This window comes from Protofrankia sp. CiP1_Cm_nod2, from assembly GCF_920664355.1.
GTDB lineage: Bacteria > Actinomycetota > Actinomycetes > Frankiales > Frankiaceae > Protofrankia.
Map to the genome: position 1 here is coordinate 4,879 of NZ_CAKKTL010000016.1, position 16,829 is coordinate 21,707.

General features: G+C 70.9%; 16 protein-coding genes and 1 pseudogene. 10 read left to right on the forward strand and 7 right to left on the reverse strand.

What is annotated here, in order from left to right:
- Positions 1-159 precede the first annotated feature (159 nt).
- From rpsF to NBW84_RS03155, 6 genes are all read left to right on the forward strand, one after another.
- A complete protein-coding gene (gene rpsF, locus NBW84_RS03130; RefSeq protein ID WP_445548589.1) occupies positions 160-477 on the forward strand; it encodes a 30S ribosomal protein S6 in 318 nt (105 codons plus the stop codon).
- A 13-nt stretch (positions 478-490) separates the two neighbouring features.
- Positions 491-1,048: a single-stranded DNA-binding protein gene (locus NBW84_RS03135; RefSeq protein WP_250281515.1), complete on the forward strand. Its 558-nt coding sequence runs from the start codon at positions 491-493 to the stop codon at positions 1,046-1,048.
- Positions 1,049-1,145: 97 nt separating this feature from the next.
- Positions 1,146-1,382 (forward strand): 30S ribosomal protein S18, encoded by a 237-nt coding sequence (rpsR, locus tag NBW84_RS03140; RefSeq protein WP_013875613.1) that lies wholly within the window; start codon positions 1,146-1,148, stop codon positions 1,380-1,382.
- Positions 1,383-1,393: 11 nt separating this feature from the next.
- A complete protein-coding gene (gene rplI, locus NBW84_RS03145) occupies positions 1,394-1,840 on the forward strand; it encodes a 50S ribosomal protein L9 (protein ID WP_250281516.1) in 447 nt (148 codons plus the stop codon).
- 637 nt (positions 1,841-2,477) lie between these two features.
- Complete coding sequence (dnaB, locus tag NBW84_RS03150; protein ID WP_250281567.1) at positions 2,478-3,845, forward strand: replicative DNA helicase; 1,368 nt, start codon at positions 2,478-2,480, stop codon at positions 3,843-3,845.
- Between the two features lie 224 nt (positions 3,846-4,069).
- Positions 4,070-5,314 carry a DUF4143 domain-containing protein gene (locus NBW84_RS03155; RefSeq protein ID WP_250281517.1) on the forward strand — a complete coding sequence of 415 codons (1,245 nt, stop codon included), beginning with the start codon at positions 4,070-4,072 and terminating at the stop codon, positions 5,312-5,314.
- 164 nt (positions 5,315-5,478) lie between these two features.
- Here the strand turns inward: NBW84_RS03155 and NBW84_RS24050 are convergent.
- The 3 genes and pseudogenes from NBW84_RS24050 to NBW84_RS03175 all read right to left on the reverse strand — a co-directional run.
- A pseudogene (locus NBW84_RS24050) lies at positions 5,479-5,706 on the reverse strand (tetratricopeptide repeat protein); the annotation flags it as partial.
- A 69-nt stretch (positions 5,707-5,775) separates the two neighbouring features.
- Positions 5,776-6,657 (reverse strand): helix-turn-helix domain-containing protein, encoded by an 882-nt coding sequence (locus NBW84_RS03170; RefSeq protein ID WP_250281519.1) that lies wholly within the window; start codon positions 6,655-6,657, stop codon positions 5,776-5,778.
- Positions 6,658-6,827: 170 nt separating this feature from the next.
- Positions 6,828-7,031, reverse strand: coding sequence for a hypothetical protein (locus NBW84_RS03175; protein ID WP_250281521.1), 204 nt, complete (start codon positions 7,029-7,031; stop codon positions 6,828-6,830).
- A gap of 1,100 nt (positions 7,032-8,131) precedes the next feature.
- Between NBW84_RS03175 and NBW84_RS03180 the strand changes: the two genes are divergently transcribed.
- The 4 genes from NBW84_RS03180 (at position 8,132) to ilvD (ending at position 11,569) form a co-directional block, all read left to right on the forward strand.
- Positions 8,132-8,611 (forward strand): hypothetical protein, encoded by a 480-nt coding sequence (locus NBW84_RS03180; protein ID WP_250281522.1) that lies wholly within the window; start codon positions 8,132-8,134, stop codon positions 8,609-8,611.
- A 199-nt stretch (positions 8,612-8,810) separates the two neighbouring features.
- On the forward strand, positions 8,811-9,134 hold the full coding sequence (locus NBW84_RS03185) for an antibiotic biosynthesis monooxygenase family protein (protein WP_250281524.1): 324 nt from the start codon (positions 8,811-8,813) through the stop codon (positions 9,132-9,134).
- Positions 9,131-9,571: a hypothetical protein gene (locus NBW84_RS03190; RefSeq protein WP_250281527.1), complete on the forward strand. Its 441-nt coding sequence runs from the start codon at positions 9,131-9,133 to the stop codon at positions 9,569-9,571. Before NBW84_RS03185 ends, NBW84_RS03190 begins: the two co-directional genes overlap by 4 nt.
- Before the next feature lie 147 nt (positions 9,572-9,718).
- Complete coding sequence (ilvD, locus tag NBW84_RS03195) at positions 9,719-11,569, forward strand: dihydroxy-acid dehydratase (RefSeq protein WP_250281528.1); 1,851 nt, start codon at positions 9,719-9,721, stop codon at positions 11,567-11,569.
- Positions 11,570-11,689: 120 nt separating this feature from the next.
- Here the strand turns inward: ilvD and egtD are convergent, their stop codons facing one another.
- The 4 genes from egtD to egtA all read right to left on the reverse strand — a co-directional run.
- On the reverse strand, positions 11,690-12,715 hold the full coding sequence (gene egtD / locus NBW84_RS03200) for an L-histidine N(alpha)-methyltransferase (protein WP_250281530.1): 1,026 nt from the start codon (positions 12,713-12,715) through the stop codon (positions 11,690-11,692).
- Between the two features lie 47 nt (positions 12,716-12,762).
- Positions 12,763-13,551 (reverse strand): ergothioneine biosynthesis protein EgtC, encoded by a 789-nt coding sequence (egtC, locus tag NBW84_RS03205; RefSeq protein ID WP_250281532.1) that lies wholly within the window; start codon positions 13,549-13,551, stop codon positions 12,763-12,765.
- A 186-nt stretch (positions 13,552-13,737) separates the two neighbouring features.
- Positions 13,738-15,339 carry an ergothioneine biosynthesis protein EgtB gene (gene egtB, locus NBW84_RS03210; protein ID WP_250281534.1) on the reverse strand — a complete coding sequence of 534 codons (1,602 nt, stop codon included), beginning with the start codon at positions 15,337-15,339 and terminating at the stop codon, positions 13,738-13,740.
- On the reverse strand, positions 15,336-16,829 hold a 1,494-nt coding region (egtA, locus tag NBW84_RS03215; RefSeq protein ID WP_250281536.1), incomplete at its 5' end, for an ergothioneine biosynthesis glutamate--cysteine ligase EgtA. The genes egtB and egtA, both read right to left, overlap by 4 nt.

Sequence of the window (16,829 nt, forward strand, 5' to 3'; positions counted from 1 at the left end):
GACCGGGCGGGATCGGGCCGGACGGTATCGAGTAGTGTTTGCGACGTTGCCGCTGGTCGGTCCACGCGGGTCCGCTCCGCGTCCGGCCGTGTGCGGCATTGTCCCTCCTGCCACGGAACCCTCCGTGGCCGCCCGAGTCCACAGGAGGTGGGTTCACCCTTGCCACGGCATTACGAACTGATGGTGATCCTCGAGCCGGATCTTGAGGATCGCACGGTGGCGCCGTCCCTCGACCAGTACCTGACCGTCGTCCGCTCCGGCGGCGGCGTGGTGGAGAAGGTCGACGTCTGGGGCCGCCGCCGGCTCGCCTACGAGATCCGCAAGAGTTTCGAGGGCATTTACGCCATTATCGACCTGCACGCCGAGCCGGACGTCGTCGCCGAACTCGACCGTCAACTCGTCCTCAACGAATCGGTGATCCGTACCAAGGTGATCCGGCTGCCCGAGAAGAAGCCGCGGCGGCGGGCCGCGGCCTGAAGGGAGCGGCCCCATGGCCGGTGAGACAGTCATCACGGTGGTCGGGAACCTGACGAACGATCCCGAGCTCCGTTTCACGCCCAACGGCGCGGCCGTCGCCAGCTTCACCGTCGCCTCGACCCCGCGCACCCTCGACCGGGCCACCAACGAGTGGAAGGACGGGGACGCGCTGTTCCTGCGCTGCTCCATCTGGCGGCAGGCCGCCGAGCATGTCGCGGAGTCGTTGCAGAAGGGCGCCCGGGTCATCGTCCAGGGCCGGCTCAAGCAGCGGTCGTTCGAGACCCGCGAGGGCGAGAAGCGGACCGTGGTCGAGCTGGACGTCGACGAGATCGGCCCGTCGCTGCGGTACGCCACCGCCAAGGTCGTCAAGGCCGGTCGTGGCGGTGGCCCTGCCGGCGGCGGATACGGTGGGCAGCCTGGCGGATACGGTGGGCCGCCGGCGTCCGGAGGGCCGCCCGCGGGCGGTGGCTACGGCGGGCCGTCCGGTGGCGGCTCGGGGTACGGCGGCGGGCCTGCCGACGACCCGTGGTCGGCGTCGCCCGGCGGCTACTCCGAGGAGCCCCCGTTCTGATCCGGCCGATCCCCAGCAGCGCCTGACCGGGGCCGAGCCCACCGGCGTCGGGCCGAGGCCCTGACGCCGGGACGAAGCCATGACATAGGAGTGCACGATGGCCAAGGCGGCCGTGCGCAAGCCGAAGAAGAAGGTTTGCGTGTTCTGCAAGGACAAGACCGACTACATCGACTACAAGGACACCTCGCTGCTGCGGAAGTTCATCTCCGACCGTGGCAAGATCCGCGCTCGGCGGGTGACCGGCAACTGCAGCCAGCACCAGCGTGACATCGCGATCGCGGTGAAGAACAGCCGGGAGATGGCCCTGCTGCCCTACACCTCGACGGCCCGCTGAGGAGGATGACGATGAAGCTCATCCTCACCCATGAGGTGCCCGGCCTCGGCAGCCCGGGTGACACGGTCCAGGTCGCTGCGGGGTACGGGCGCAACTACCTCATTCCCCGCCGGTACGCGATCGTGGCCACCCGGGGCGCCGAGAAGCAGATCGAGCAGATCCGTCGGGCCCGGTCGGCCCGGGAGATACGCGATCTCGGGCAGGCGAAGGAGATCGCCGGCCAGCTCGCTACCCTGCCGATCCGGCTGGTCAGCCGGGCGGGCAAGGAGGGCCGGCTGTTCGGTTCGGTGACAGCGGCGGACGTGGTGGCGGCCGTGGCCGCCGCCGGCGGCCCGGACCTGGACCGTCGACGGGTCGAGCTGCCCTCGCCGATCAAGGCGCTCGGGTCCCACACCGTGTCGGTGCATCTGCACCAGGAGGTCGTGGCGACCGTCAAGCTGGACGTCGTCTCCGCCTGATGACCGCCCGCCCGCGGCCGGCGCCCTGACGGGGCGGGCACGGGCAAAGGCCACGCGATGATCTCTGTCGCGTGGCCTTTGCCTTGGGCGCGCACGCTCCTGCTGGGCCGGCCGATGCCGGCGTCGCGGTCACCCGTTGTGCTTCCTGGGCGGCTGACCGTCAGGCGGCTGGACGTCAGGCGGCTGGACGTGCGGAGGCCGGTTCGGGGGTCCGCGTACGATTCGTCGTCGAATTTCTTCCATCCACAGGGGATGGACGGTGATGACGCCCTTCCTGCGCTGATAGCAGCACAGTCGACGCCGGCGCCGACTGGTTGTCCACAGCCCCGACGGGCTTGTCCCAGCGATTTCCCCAGCCTTTCCGGGGTTGTACACAAAGTTATCCACAGAGCCTGTGGATAACTTTTTGGCTGCCGGCCGGGCCCGCTCATACAGTCGACGCCCGGTGGAGTGCTCGACGAGACACCTCTCGAGGATTGACGGGGCCACCACCGTAGGCGAACATATGTTCGACTACGGTGTGGTGTGGAACTGTACCGCGCGGGACGGCACTGCGCGGGACCGTACTGCGCGGGACTGTGACGCGCGGGAGAGGGGCAGGCATGACGGGGGCCACGATCATGACGGGGTCACGGCCATGACGCTGACCGATGTCGACCGCGCCCGGGCCGCTTCCGGCGGGCCGGTCGAGCTCGACCGCACGCCGCCGCATGATCTGGCCGCCGAGCAGAGCGCGCTGGGCGGCATGATGCTGTCGAAGGACGCGATCGCCGACGTCGTCGAGGTGCTCTCCGCGAGCGACTTCTACCGCCCCGCGCACAGCACGGTCTACGGCGTCATCGGCGATCTCTACGGCCGTGGCGAGCCGGCTGACGTGATCAGCGTCGCCGCCGAGCTCGCCCGACGGGACCTGCTCGAGCGCGTCGGCGGGCCGGGCTACCTGCACACCCTCATCTCCAGCGTCCCGACCGCGGCGAACGCCGGCTACTACGCCCGCATCGTCGCGGAGAAGGCTGTTCTGCGCCGTCTCGCCGAGGCGGGCACCCGCATCGTCCAGCTCGCCTACGGCCCCGCCCAGGACGTGGACGAGGTGGTCGACCGCGCGCAGGCCGCCGTCTACGAGGTCACCGAACGCCGCTCGAGTGAGGACTACGCGCCCCTCGGCGACCTGCTCAACCCCGCGCTGGAGGAGATCGAGGCGATCGCGGGGCACGACGGCGCGCTGACCGGCGTCCCCACCGGCTTCAACGATCTCGACGAGCTGACCAACGGTCTCCACGGCGGCCAACTGTGGATCATTGCGGCCAGGCCCGCCGTCGGCAAGAGCACACTCGGGCTGGACCTCGCCCGGTCCGCGTCGATCCGTAACGGCATGACGTCCGTGATCTTCTCGCTGGAGATGAGCCGGATGGAGATCACCATGCGGCTGCTGTCGGCGGAGGCGCGGGTGTCCCTGCAGAACATCCGCACCGGCCGGCTCACCGATGACGACTGGGCCCGCCTGGCCCGCCGGATGGGCGAGGTCGCCGACGCGCCCCTGTTCATCGACGACAGCCCGCACCTGACCATGATGGAGATCCGGGCGAAGGCCCGCCGCCTGAAGCAGCGCAACGGCCTGCGGATGATCGTCCTCGACTACCTCCAGCTGATGTCCTCGCCGAAGCGCACCGAGAGCCGCCAGCAGGAGGTCAGCGAGATATCGCGCTCGCTCAAGCTGCTCGCCAAGGAGCTCGACATCCCGGTGGTGGCGATCTCCCAGCTCAACCGTGCCTCGGAGCAGCGCGCGGACAAACGCCCGCAGATCTCCGACCTGCGCGAGTCCGGCTCCCTGGAGCAGGACGCGGACGCCGTGATCCTGCTGTACCGGGAGGACGCCGTGGAGAAGGAGTCGGCCCGCGCCGGCGAGGCCGACCTGATCGTCGCCAAGCACCGCAACGGCCCGACCGGCACCGTCACCGTCACTTTCCAGGGCCACTACTCCCGCTTCATGGACATGGCCGGCTGACCCGAACAGCCAGCTGACCCGAACAGCGCGACGCTCCACACCACCGATCAGTTCAAGATCTCCAGTCGCCGCTCCACCCTCCCGTATCGACCCGCCCCTACCGGCCTCGCAGGTGATCGACATCAAAACATGCAGGTGATCGGCATCGAAGGACGCAGGTGATCGGCACTGAAGCGTGCAGGTGATCGGCATTCAAGGCTGCGGGAAATCGGTACCCTGAGATCATGGATGCTGCCGGCTACGTCCCGCGGATGGTGGACTCCCTGCTCTCGGAGCTGGTGACGCAGCTACCGGCGTTGCTGATGGTGGGCCCCCGCGCGACCGGCAAGACAACCACCGCGCGTCGGCTGGCCCGCTCCACCGTCCGTCTCGACCGTCCAGTCGAGGCCGCTGCCTTCCGTGCCGATCCGGACACGGCGCTGCGTGCGCTGCCCGAGCCGGTCCTGCTCGATGAATGGCAGGAGGTCCCCGATGTCCTCGGCGCGGTGAAGAGAGCGGTCGACGACGACCCCCGGCCGGGCCGCTTCCTGCTGACCGGCAGCGTCATGGCCGACCTGGAGACCCGGACCTGGCCGGGTACCGGGCGTGTGATCCGGCTGCCCCTCTACGGGCTCACAGTAAGGGAGGCCGATCGGCGCTCGCCCGGGACACTGTTCATCGATCGTCTGGCCACCGCCGAACTCGACGCGCTCACCGTGCCCGCGGACCCGCCAGATCTTCTTGGCTACATCGAGCTCGCCCTACGCGGCGGTTTCCCGGACACCGTCCTTCGCCTGAGCGGTCTGGCCAGGCGCGCCTGGCTGACCGGCTACCTCGACCAGTTGGTCACCCGCGATGCCCAGCACGTCGAGTCCCGCCGCGACCCCGACCGGCTCCGCCGCTATGTCGAGGCCCTCGCGCTCACCACCGCCGCCGTCACGACCGACGAGACCATCGTGCGCGCCGCAAACCTGGACCGGCGGACCGTCGTCGCCTACGAGCGGCTCATGACCAATCTCTTCGTTCTCGACCAGATACCGGCATGGTCCACCCAGCGGCTACAGCGCCTGGTCAAGAGGCCCAAGCGCTACCTCGTGGACTCGTCACTGCTCGGTGCCGCGCTGCGGGCCACGCCACGCGCGGTCCTGCGCGACGGCCACCTGCTCGGGCGCGTCATCGACACGTTCGTCGTCGCGCAGATCCGTCCCGAACTGGCCCTCAGCCCACTGGAGCCCAGGCTCTATCACCTGCGCCAGGAGGACGGCCGTCGCGAGATCGACCTGCTGATCGAGCTCGGCGGCGACCAGGTCATCGCACTGGAGATCAAAGCCACCGCGGCGCCGAGCACGTCCGACGCCCGCCACCTCGTCTGGCTACGCGACCAGCTCGAAGAGCGCTTCGTCGCCGGAGCCGTCCTGCATACCGGCCCCCGCGCGTTCCGCATCGACGACCGCGTCTTCGCCCTGCCGATCAGCACCCTCTGGGGCTGACAGCCACCTCACGGAGAGAACCGGTGCTCGTAGCGGCGCTGTCCGCATCCGCCGGTTGGCTTCCTCCGGTTCGTTGTCCGCGGCAGCGGCGATGCCGGCGGCGGTCGCGGACAGACCAGCGCCACTTCCGTTCGGTGCCAGCCGCGGGGCAAGGTAGTAGTCCATCATCCAGCAGCCGATTCCTGGTGGATCCACCATTGGAGGGCTTCCTCGGCGCCGAGGGTGTCGCGGTGACGAGGGCCGAGGATCCGGCGGCGTCTGGCCAGAATGTCCTCGCCAAGGGCGCGGGCATCCTGATATCGGCCGAGTCTGCCCAGATAGACGACGAGGTTGTAGGCCGAGGTGAGGGTGTCGGGGTGGTCGGGCCCGAGGACACGACGGCGTCGGGTAAGTGGGCTTCGCCCAGCACGGCCTTGCCACCGGGCTCGCGGCGGTTGCCCTGCCGGGCCCGGGGCGTGTGGTCAGCGTTGTTCGGAGAGGATCTGGTCGATGTAGGCGCGGCGGTGGCGGTCGAGGATCGGGTTGATGTCGGTGGTCGCCTTGCTCTCGAGCTCAGCGAAGATCCGGAGAAGAACCCGGACGGTTTCGGGCTTCTTGTGCGACACCACGGACAGTATCGCCTCGGTGAGCGCGCGGTTCTCGTCCAGTATTTCTATGCTGCTGGACGGCGGCACCACGAGCTCGGTCCCGTTGGGGACCAGAGCGATGGTGATGTTCGGCCGGCTGTCCGCGAGATCCCGGATGCGGTCGATTTGGGCGATCATGGCCGCGGGTGCCGCCACCGGATAGGCGAGTACCGACTCCAGCAGCACGAAGTAGAAGGTCCGCCGTTCGTCGTAGAGGATGCGCTGCCGTTCCATCCGCAGGGCGACCGCCTGGGCGCCCTCGGCGAGGTAGTCGATGTCGAACAGCTCGCAGAAACGCAGGATGATCGCCTGTGCGTACTCGCTCGTCTGCAACAGGCCGGGCACGAGGGTCGGCTGGAAGAAGCGGACGACCTGGGCGGCGGACTCGTGCTCAAGGTACTGGGGCTGGAAGCGGCCGATGTAGGGGCTGGGGTCGATGACCGGGTCCGCGCCGGACACAAGGCGTTCGGCGGCCTGCCGGAACTGCGACACCACAGGCTCCGGCTCGTTGAGGGCACGCACGATTGCCTCGACGTCGTCAGGGCCGGGTGTGACCGCGCCGGTCTCTATCCGGGAGATTTTGGACTGGCTCATCCCGGTCCGGCCGGCGAGCTCCTGGCCGCTGAGCCGGTGCCGGTGCCGCAGGGCCGCGAGTTCGGCTCCCAGCTGCGCCCCGGCCGCTCGGCCTGACGCGTCGTCGTCCGGGAGGTTCCTCATGCCATACCCTTCCGAGTTGGTCCGGAGATCCGAGCGGCCCAGCTCCCTGGCTGGCCGGAATGACAGCGGCGCGGTGACGGGTGATGTTCGCGCCGCCGCGGCGGCTCGTGCGCGGGTTCGTCGTGTGCGGGGTTCCTTCAGGCCGTGTGGGTGAGCTGGCCGGGGGCCGGTCAGGCCTGGAGCGCCTGGGCGGCCTGGCGCAGGAGCGCGACCGGGATGCGGACCATGGACTCGCCGTCCGGCATGTTGTGACCGGAGTTGACCACGTATCCCTGTACCAGGACGGTATCGGGGCCCTCCTGGTAGACGGTTGGACAACTTCCCGAATAGTCGCAGGATGTAGCAATGACTATACCTGGCGTGCTGGTGCTCACGGTGGCTCCTGGTCGCGATGAAGGGCAGGGCGGAACGGCCCGGTGTCCGGCGGGTCATGGTCGGCGCGATCGTGTTTTCGCGCCGGGGCTGCGGGAACAGAGCCCGCAAGGCCCGCGGGGCCGGGTTCCCGACTCCCGGGGTCGCGGAGGCCCTACTCATCTTCCTCCGGACGCCGGCGGGTCGTCTATGCTCGTCGAGTCGTCGGCTATGCGGGTGGGCTGGCCGACTGGAGCATCGACGAATGGCTCGCCTCTTGTGGGGGCTGACCAGCATCCTAGCCGGCCTGCTGGGCTGCTTGCCCGACTGGGCTCCGGTCCGGGAGCGGGCGCGTGGGAGCGGCGAATCATCAAGATCATTTATCCATCCGCCCTTGTGGGTGGGTGGATTATGAATTGTTCGATCTTCATGAATAGTTCTTGCGTTACCACAGTTTGGTCTGCATAGTGGAGGCATCTCGCCGCAGCGAGGCGGCCCCTCCTTCTCAGGGATGTGGCGCTATGAGGCAGAGTCCGCGAACCGCGAGACCGATGCCCTGGCCTGATCAGGTGTCGGTTCGCGGGTTCATCCGAGGGCCGCCGGGCGCTGGGCCACTCCTGATTATGCGTATGGCATGAGGACGCTCCGGCGCGTCCCGGTGGGCGGATTCACCTGATCTCAGGGGTGGGCCGCTCTTCGTCGTCTCCGGGCTTTCCAGGCCCTCGGGCGGGCGGGGTGAACCATACTCGCGCGCTCTTCGGCCAGCGCCCGCGCGGACCGGGGCGGCGGTCCATGCGATCCCGGATCCCGCGGCCGCGCAAGACGATTCCTGAGAGTCCTGAGATTCCTGAGAGACACGGGAGAGATGTGGAAAGGTAGCAATGAGCATCTATTCGGAAACAACGACCATGTCGGGCAGCTCGCCCGGCGCGGTCGGCGGGAGGGTGTTGGCGCACCCGCCCGCCGAACCGGACCAGTCTGACCCGCACCCCGGTTGGCCCCGGTGGGAGAACGGACCGTCCTCGACAATAGTCCTTCTCCCGCGTCCGCTGTTCCAGACAGGTAACCGCTTGGTATCCAGCTTCCGGATCCACGTTGTCGACCAGCCCCGGCGGGAGGAGCGATGACCACCCAGGTGTCCGCCGCGGCAGTGGCGCTGGCGGACGGCAGCCAGTCGATCACACTACCGTCCACGAACGCGATGATCATGATTGGCGTAGTGCTCAGCGGGATCGCGCTCGTCAGCGGCCGGCTGCTGGTCGCGGCCGTCCTCGCGGTCGTGACGGTGGGTATCGCAGGCCTTGCCTCCATCGCCGCCACGGTGTCCGGGCCGGACGATGTCACGCGGAGCGTGACAGCCAGCATCGCCATGCTGGTCGGCCCGCGGCTGCTACGGGGCAGCGCGGCGCTGGTTCCAGCAGGTGACAAGCGTCGGCCCGGCTGGCGCCGGCTCCGCCGGCAGCGGCCGGATTCGGTGCCGGCCGGACAGCCCGCCCACCCCGCCGAGGAGAACTCCGGCCACTCGCGGGAGAACTCCGGCCACCCGCGGGAGAACTCCGGCCATCCCAGGGGGGAAAAGCAGGTCGTGAGAAAGGATGCCTGAACATAGAAGCGGCTCTCCTTTCCGTCCGGGGCCGGGCAGGGCCTGGCCCCGGACGGAAAGCGTGGGCGGGGGACGGCGGGCTACCCGCCCGCGCCTTCCGTCCGCGTCTTTTCTGTTTTCCGGGGATCGGGCGACCGGGCGACCGGGATTCGGGCGACCGGAGCGCTCGGGCCGGACCCGCGCATGCCAGACTTGGGCCATGACCGCTGCCGAGGACGGCGCCCAGGGCTCGCCGGTGCTGGAAGTCGCCCGTTTCGACGTCGTGCCCGGCCAGGAGGAGGCGTTCGCCGACGCCTACCGCCGCGTCGTTACCGAGATCACCACCTGCCCCGGCTGCCGGTCGGCGCGGCTGGCCCGCGGGGTGGAGACGCCGTCCCGGTTCGTCCTGTTCGTCGAATGGGAGAACCTGGACGCGCACCTGGTGACCTTCCGCACCTCCGACCGGTTCACCCGTTGGCGGGCGGCGCTGGGTCCCTTCTTCGCGCAGCCGCCGAGCGTGGAGCACGTGACCGAGCTGTCGTGAGCACCTTCGCCAGCTATTTCTTCTTCGCGCCGGTGTTCGCGGTCGTCTTCGGCTTTCTGGGCTGGATGGTCCCGGCGCTGCTCTTCCGTGGCGCGGTCGCGCGCCGCCGGGTCGGCGTCCAGACCCTTTTCCGGACGGGATACGCGATCATCACCGTCGTCAGCCTGTTCCTGCTCGTGCTCGGGACGCGGACGAGCCAGCGGGTCCAGCACTCCGACGGGACCGTCGGGTACGTGACCGGCCCTCGCGACCACGATGTGGCCCCGCTGCTGGGCACGGCCGCGTCCTTCGTGGTCGTGTGGCTGGTCCAGCGCCAGTGGCGGCGGTGGCGGCTGCGCCATGGCGGCCCCGGTGGCCCCGGCCGCTTCGGCGGGCTGGGCGGCCGGTGGTGGCCGCGCCGCGGTGGCCCGCGCGGCTTCGAACACGACGAGCGTTAGGCTTGAAGTGGACGGGTGGGGCCCGGCAGGCGGGTTCCGGCGGCTTTCGAGCGGCTTGATGCCTGGCACCTGATGCCCGGTACGGGTGTGCCCGCGGCCCCGGCGTGACCCACGTCCGCGCCGATCGATCGCCGTGAGGACTGCCCGATGCCTGTTCTGCGTTCCCGTACCACCACCCACGGTCGCAACATGGCCGGTGCCCGCGCGCTGTGGCGCGCCACCGGCATGACCGACAGCGACTTCGGCAAGCCGATCGTGGCGATCGCGAACAGCTTCACCGAGTTCGTGCCCGGCCACGTGCACCTGCGCGACCTCGGCCGGATCGTGTCGGACGCGGTCGCCGAGGCCGGCGGCGTGGGCCGGGAGTTCCACACGATCGCGGTCGACGACGGTATCGCCATGGGCCACGGCGGCATGCTCTACTCGCTGCCGTCCCGCGAGATCATCGCCGACAGCGTCGAGTACATGGTGAACGCGCACTGCGCGGACGCGCTCGTCTGCATCTCGAACTGCGACAAGATCACTCCTGGGATGCTGCTGGCCGCCCTGCGGCTGAACATCCCGGCCGTGTTCGTCTCCGGCGGGGCGATGGAGTCCGGCCGGGCGGTCGTCAGCGGCGGGGTGGTCCGCTCGGGGCTGGACCTCATCTCCGCGATCGCGGCCTCCGTCGACCCCGCGGTCGGGGACGCCGAGCTGGACGCGGTGGAACGCTCCGCCTGCCCCACCTGCGGGTCCTGCTCCGGGATGTTCACCGCGAACTCGATGAACTGCCTGACCGAGGCGCTCGGGCTCGCGCTGCCCGGCAACGGCTCCACGCTCGCCACCTCCGCGGCCCGCCGTGACCTGTTCGTCCGCGCCGGGCGCACGGTGGTGGATCTCGCGAAGCGCTGGTACGACAAGGACGACGACACGGTGCTGCCGCGCTCGATCGCGAGCGCCTCGGCCTTCCGCAACGCCTTCGCCGTGGACGTGGCCATGGGTGGCTCGACCAACACCGTGCTGCACCTGCTGGCCGCCGCGGCCGAGGCCGGGGTGGCGGTCACCCTCGACGACATCGACGAGATCTCCCGCACGGTGCCGTGCCTGTGCAAGGTGGCGCCGAGCTCGGACTACCACATGGAGGACGTCCACCGCGCCGGTGGCATCCCGGCCATCCTCGGCGAGCTCGACCGGGCCGGCCTGCTGCGCCACGACGTCCACTCGGTGCACGCCGCGAGCCTGGCGGAGTTCCTCACCCACTGGGACGTCCGCCGGCCGGGCCCGGCACCGGAGGCGGTGGAGCTCTTCCACGCCGCCCCGGGCGGCGTGCGCACGATCGAGCCGTTCTCGTCCACGGCCCGCTGGGAGTCGCTGGACACCGACGCCGCCGCCGGCTGCATCCGCGACGTCGCGCACGCCTATTCCGCCGACGGCGGCCTGGCGGTGCTGCGCGGGTCACTGGCGCCGGACGGCGCCGTGCTCAAGACCGCCGGGGTGGAAGCCGGCCGGCTGACCTTCCGCGGCCCCGCCCTGGTGCTGGAGAGCCAGGAGGAGGCGGTGGAGGCGATCCTGTCGAAGCGGGTCACTCCCGGTGACGTGCTGATCATCCGCTACGAGGGCCCGCGCGGCGGCCCCGGCATGCAGGAGATGCTGTACCCGACGGCCTTCCTCAAGGCCCGCGGGCTCGGCCCGCGGTGCGCGCTGGTCACCGACGGCCGGTTCTCCGGCGGCTCGGCGGGCCTGTCCATCGGCCACGTCTCGCCCGAGGCCGCGCACGGCGGCGCGATCGCGCTCGTCCGCGACGGTGACATCATCGAGATCGACATCCCGGCCCGCCGGCTGGACCTGCTGGTGGACGCCGACGAGCTCGCCGCGCGGCGGGCCGAGGTGGAGGCCGCCGGCGGCTACCGGCCGAAGGAGCGCCAGCGCCCGGTGTCGGCGGCGCTGCGGGCCTACGCGGCGATGGCGACCTCGGCGTCCACCGGTGGCGCCCGCGACGTCTCCCTGGCCGGCGGCTGACCGGGGCTCGCCGCCTGGTCAGCGGGTCCGGCTCGTCGGCCGGGCCCTGCCTGCCGGGCCCGGCCCGCCGAGCCCGGCAGGCGCTGGTCCTTGCCTGCCGGGCCCTGCCGGCCGGAGTTGTCAGGCGGGGACGGCGAGAGCGAGCCCGAAGTCACCGGCGGGGTCGGTCCACCAGCGGACCATGGCCAGGCCCGCCGCGGCGGCCTCGGTGGCCAGGCCGTCCCGGGTGAACTTGGCGCTGATCTCGGTGCGCATCTGCTCGTCCTCGGCGAAGGACACCGACAGGCCCAGCGCGCCGACACGGACCCGCTGGTCGCGGACGGAGCGCAGGCGCATCTCGATCCAGGAGTTCGCCGCGTCCCACCGGGCCACATGGGCGAACCCGCGCGGGTCGAAGTCGGCGTCGAGTTCGTGATTGATGACCGACAGGACGTTGCGGTTGAACGCGGCCGTGACGCCGGCGCTGTCGTCGTAGGCGGCCACCAGCCGGGCTGGATCCTTGACCAGGTCGCAGCCCAGCAGCAGCATGTCGTCACTTTTCAGGTGGGCACGCATGCTGGTGAGGAATGTGTGCCGGGCCGCGGGCGCGAGATTGCCGATCGTCCCGCCGAGAAACGCGACCAGGCGGCGGCTGGCGTCGGGCAGCAGGTGGAGATGACGTTCGAAATCGCCGACGATCGCGTGCACGCTCACCGCCGGGTATTCCTGCCGGATCGCGGCCGCGGCCTGGGAGAGCACGGAGTCGTCCACGTCGAACGGGACGAACCCGCGCAGGTAGCCGCCGCGCTGGAGGGCGTCGAGCAGCAGGCGGGTCTTGGCGGAGGTCCCGGAGCCGAGCTCGACGAGGGTGTCCGCCCGTGACATCACGGCGATCTCGCGGACGTGGCTGGCCAGAATCGCCCGTTCGGCCCGGGTGGGATAGTACTCGGGCAACCGGGTGATGGCGTCGAAGAGCATGCTCCCGTTGGCATCGTAGAACCACTTGGGTGGTAGTTCCTTCGGATTCGACGTGAGCCCGGTGCCGACGTCCCTGGTCAGTGCCGTGGTCCGGTCGGACGCGGTGAGATGCCGATCGAAGACGATTTTCGGGTCGAGATCGCCCCTGGCGGAACCGACATTGGTGAGACCGGTGCTGGACGCTGTCATGAGCTGTAACCTCCGGGAGCGTTAATGCAACCGAGAGTAGCTGAATCTCAGGTCAAATTACTGACGATGACATTGCGTGTGTCAGCTACGAGCAATTGATGATCATCGAGATCGATCCATCCGTCTCCGTCATCGCTGGGTTCGCTGGCCACCTCGACTCCGCCGCCGGACTCCATATCGCTCTCTGTGCTGGCCTCGATGCCGATTCCGGTGTTCTCGCGGCCGGACACGCGGTACGACAGGGTTTCACCCCAGGTTGTCGCCACTATTTGCGATCCGTCGGTTACCAAAAGATTGAGACGGGCCGCGCCGTCCCTCCTGCCCGCCGCGACGACGACCTCCGCGACGGCGTCCGCGAGACGCGCGCCCGCGGCCAGCCGCTGCCACACCACGGCCGCCAGCAGCGCGGAGTCACAGCGCGAGTCGGGCACCGGCGCTCCCCGCGCGCCCCGCAGCAGGCCCAGCGGCACCGTGAGATCCACCCGTCCGTTGTGGCTGAGCAGGTACCGCCCATCGGTGTACGGCGCGGTCGCGGTCTCCTCGACGGGCATGCCGACGGTGGCGTTGCGGACCGCGGCCAGCACGCAGCCCGAACTGATCACGCCGGCGAGGGACGCGAACGAGGCGTCGGTCCAGATCGGGACGGCGCGGCGGTAGCGGGCCGGCTCCGTGCGAATCTCAGGGGCGTACCATCCGGCGCCGAAGCCGTCGGCGTTGATCCGGCCGTGCAGCATCCGCCGCGGCTCCCAGGCCTGGCGCAGCAGGCCGTGCGGAGGATCATGCAGGAGCGAGGCCAGTGTCCGTGGTGTCCCCAGCCACGCCATGTGACGACACAACCGGAATCATCCTTCTTCCCTCAGTATCGGGCTCTTTGCTCGTCATCGTCGGTGACCAGCTTCGATGGTTAGCTTCGATGGCCGGGTTCGGTAGCCGGGTTCGATGACCGGATCTGGTGGCCAGGGTGCGCGGGAGGCGCGGCCGCACCTCCCGCGGCCTGCTGGCTTCCACGGTGGCGCGGTTTGTCAGGCGTCGCGCGCGAGCCGGAAGCCGGCGAAGATCTGCCGGCGGATCGGGTGGTCCCAGTTACGGAAAGTAGCCCTAGCGGTGCTGTGATGCGTCGCCCAGGAGCCACCGCGCAGCACCTTGAACCCGGCGTACTCGGTGACATCGACCGCCCCGACCGCCCCGACCGCCCCAGCGGCACCGTTCGCCCCGGCGTGCCCGGCCGCCCCGGCGGGCGGCTCTTCGCCGGCGCCGGCCGCGGGTGGGAAGAACACCTCGCTGTACTCGCGGTAGGGGAACGACCGGAAACCCGGGTAGCCCACGAAATCCCCGGCCGTCCACTCCCACACGTCACCGATCATCTGCTCGACGCCGTACGCGCTCGCGCCGGCCGGGTACGCCCCCAGCGGTGCGGGGCGGGTGGCCGCCTGGCCCAGGTTGGCCCGCCGCGGCGTCGGCTCGCTGTCCCCCCAGGGAAAACGTCGCGAACGCCCGGTGACGGGATCGTGCGCGCACGCCTTCTCCCACTCGGCCTCGGTGGGCAGCCGCCGGCCCGCCCAGCGCGCGTGCGCCTGCGCCTCGTACCAGCAGACATGCTGGACGGGCTCGTCCATCGGGACCGGCTCGTCCCGGCCGAACCGGCGGTGGATCCAGGTGCCGCCCTCGCGGCGCCAGAACTGTGGGGCGGTCAGGCCCGCCCGGCACCGCCACGCCCAGCCGGCGGCCGGCCACAGGCGTTCGTCGTGATAGCCACCGTCCTCGATGAACGCCGCGTGCGCGGCGTTGGAGACCGGCAGTGTGCCGATGAAGAACGCCGGTACGTACACCCGGTGAGCGGGGCGTTCGTTGTCGTACGCCCAGGACGTGCCGGCGGTGTCGCCGTCGGTGCCCATCGTGAACTCGCCGGCCGGTATCAGGACCTCCGCCGCGGGCACCGGCCGGCCGGGCGGCAGCGTGGCCCGGTCACCGATGACCGGGGCACCCGCGCGGAGCTGGTGGGTGGCGAGCATCGTCTCGTCGTGCTGGTGCTCGTGCTGGACCACCAGCCCGTAGACGAACCCGCCGGCCAGCAGCGCCGCGCGTGAGCCCGGCCCGGGCGCGCCGACCATGTCGGCCATCCGCGGGGACGGCCCGCCGTCGCTGGCCATCCAGGTGGCCGGTGTCAGCAGCGCGTCCGGGCCGAGCCGCGCCAGGACGTCCAGTACGGCGCCGCGCACCTCGTCGAGGTAGGACCTGGCCTGCGCCGGGCCGAGCAGCGGCAGAGCCGGCCGGTCCGCCCGGGGGTGGCGGAACGCGTCGTAGATGTCGTCGATGCCCGGCCGCAGCGGCCGGCTGCCCGCGACCGCCCGCAGCAGCCACGACTCCTCGTAGTTGCCGATGTGGGCGAGGTCCCAGACCAGTGGTGACATCAGTGGCGAGTGCTGGCGCCGCAGGTCGTCGTCGCCGAGATCGGTGTAGGCGAGGCTGCGGGCCCGGCTGTCCGCGAGCGCCCGGACGATCCCGTCGATGGTCGGCTGGATGGTCGGCTGGGTGGTCGGCTGGGTGGTCGGCCGGGTGGTCGGCTGAGCGGTCGGCCGGATGGTCGATGGGGTGGCCAGCTCGGTGACCAGCTGGATGGTCATCGAGCCGCCGCCTGTGGCCGGATGCTCGCACGCTCGTGGCCGGCGCCAGCGCTGCCCCCGAGGACGGCGCAGGTGCCGGTCCCGGCGTTGGCCCCGGCGTCGATCTCGGCCTGGAGCAGGCCCAGCGGGCCGCCGGCCGGCAGCCGGTCGAGGAGATCGTCGGCGGGGCAGCGGCCCGGCTCGGCGTAGGTCTCGAGATAGGTGTCGACGGCGGCGAGCAGGGCGCCGTCGACACCCAGGCGTCCCAGCGCGTCCCGGGCCGCGCCCGCGCACCGCCGCGCCGCCCGGTGCAGCATGTCGTCACGCAGCCCCAGCGTGGCCGCGGTCAGCCAGCGGCCGGCCACGGGCTCGCACGCGTCGGCCGCCGTGTCCGCGGCGCGGGGGTCGTCGAGCAGGGCGGTGGTCACCGCGACCGCCACCGGCCAGTTGCCGGCCGGTGCCGCGTCGAGGTAGCGCAGTTCCAGCCAGCCACGCGGACGTACCGGCGGGAACACCGTGGTCGCGTGATAGCGCAGGTCCGCGACTGTCGGTGGCCGCGCCACCGGGCCGGCGCCGGCCACCCAGTCGGCGAACGTCGATCCGTCCCGGGCGAGCCGGAAGTCACCGTCGGGCAGCCGCACCAGCATGATCCTGGCCGCCAGCAGGTAGTCCGCCCAGGCCGTCGCCGGATCCGGCCGGTGGGGGGCGGCCACCGGGGAGGTCCGGCTCGGGTCGATGTCCGCCCACAGCGACTGCCGGGTGGAACGCCACCCGGTCGCCGTCCCGCCCAGCACCGGGGAGGCGGCGAACATGGCCACCAGCACCGGCCCGAGGGCGTGCGCCAGCTCGAAGCGCCGGCCCCACTGCGCCGCGCTGCCCGCGTCCAGGTTGACCTGGACGGACGCGGTCGAGCACATCATCGCCTCGCCGGCCCGGCCGCCGTCCGTCCGCCGGAAGTACTGCTGCATGGCCACGTAGCGGGGGGCGTGCAACAGGCGGCGCGGTGGCCGCAGCGGATCGGTGCCCATCGCGGCCAGGGCGAGCCCGGCGTCGGCGAGCATGGCGCGCACCGCGGTGAGATCGGCGGCGGTCCGCGCCAGCGCGTCCGGCAGCGGCAGGGGCGGGGCGGACAGTTCGAGCTGGCCGCCAGGCTCGAAGGTGATCCGGGTCCCCCCGGGCAGGAACAGATCGTCCACCGGCTCCGGGAAGGTCCGGGGGGACGCTTTCTCTCCCTGCCGCGGTCCTTCCGGTGACAGCCCTTCCGGTGACGGGTCGCCGGTGAGCGCCGCCAGCGTGCGGCCGGGGGGCACCGGCAGTGCCGGGGAGGCGATGTCGACGACGAACCACTCGGTCTCGATACCGACGCTGCCGGCAGGCTGATCGGTCAGGCAGGTCAGGTGCGCGTAACGGTGGACGTCCTCCGGTGAACGGATCTCGTCGTCGGCGCGGAGCCCGCCGTCATGCTGGTTCCTGTCGTCGGTGCGGATCTTGCCGTTGGTACAACAAGGGCC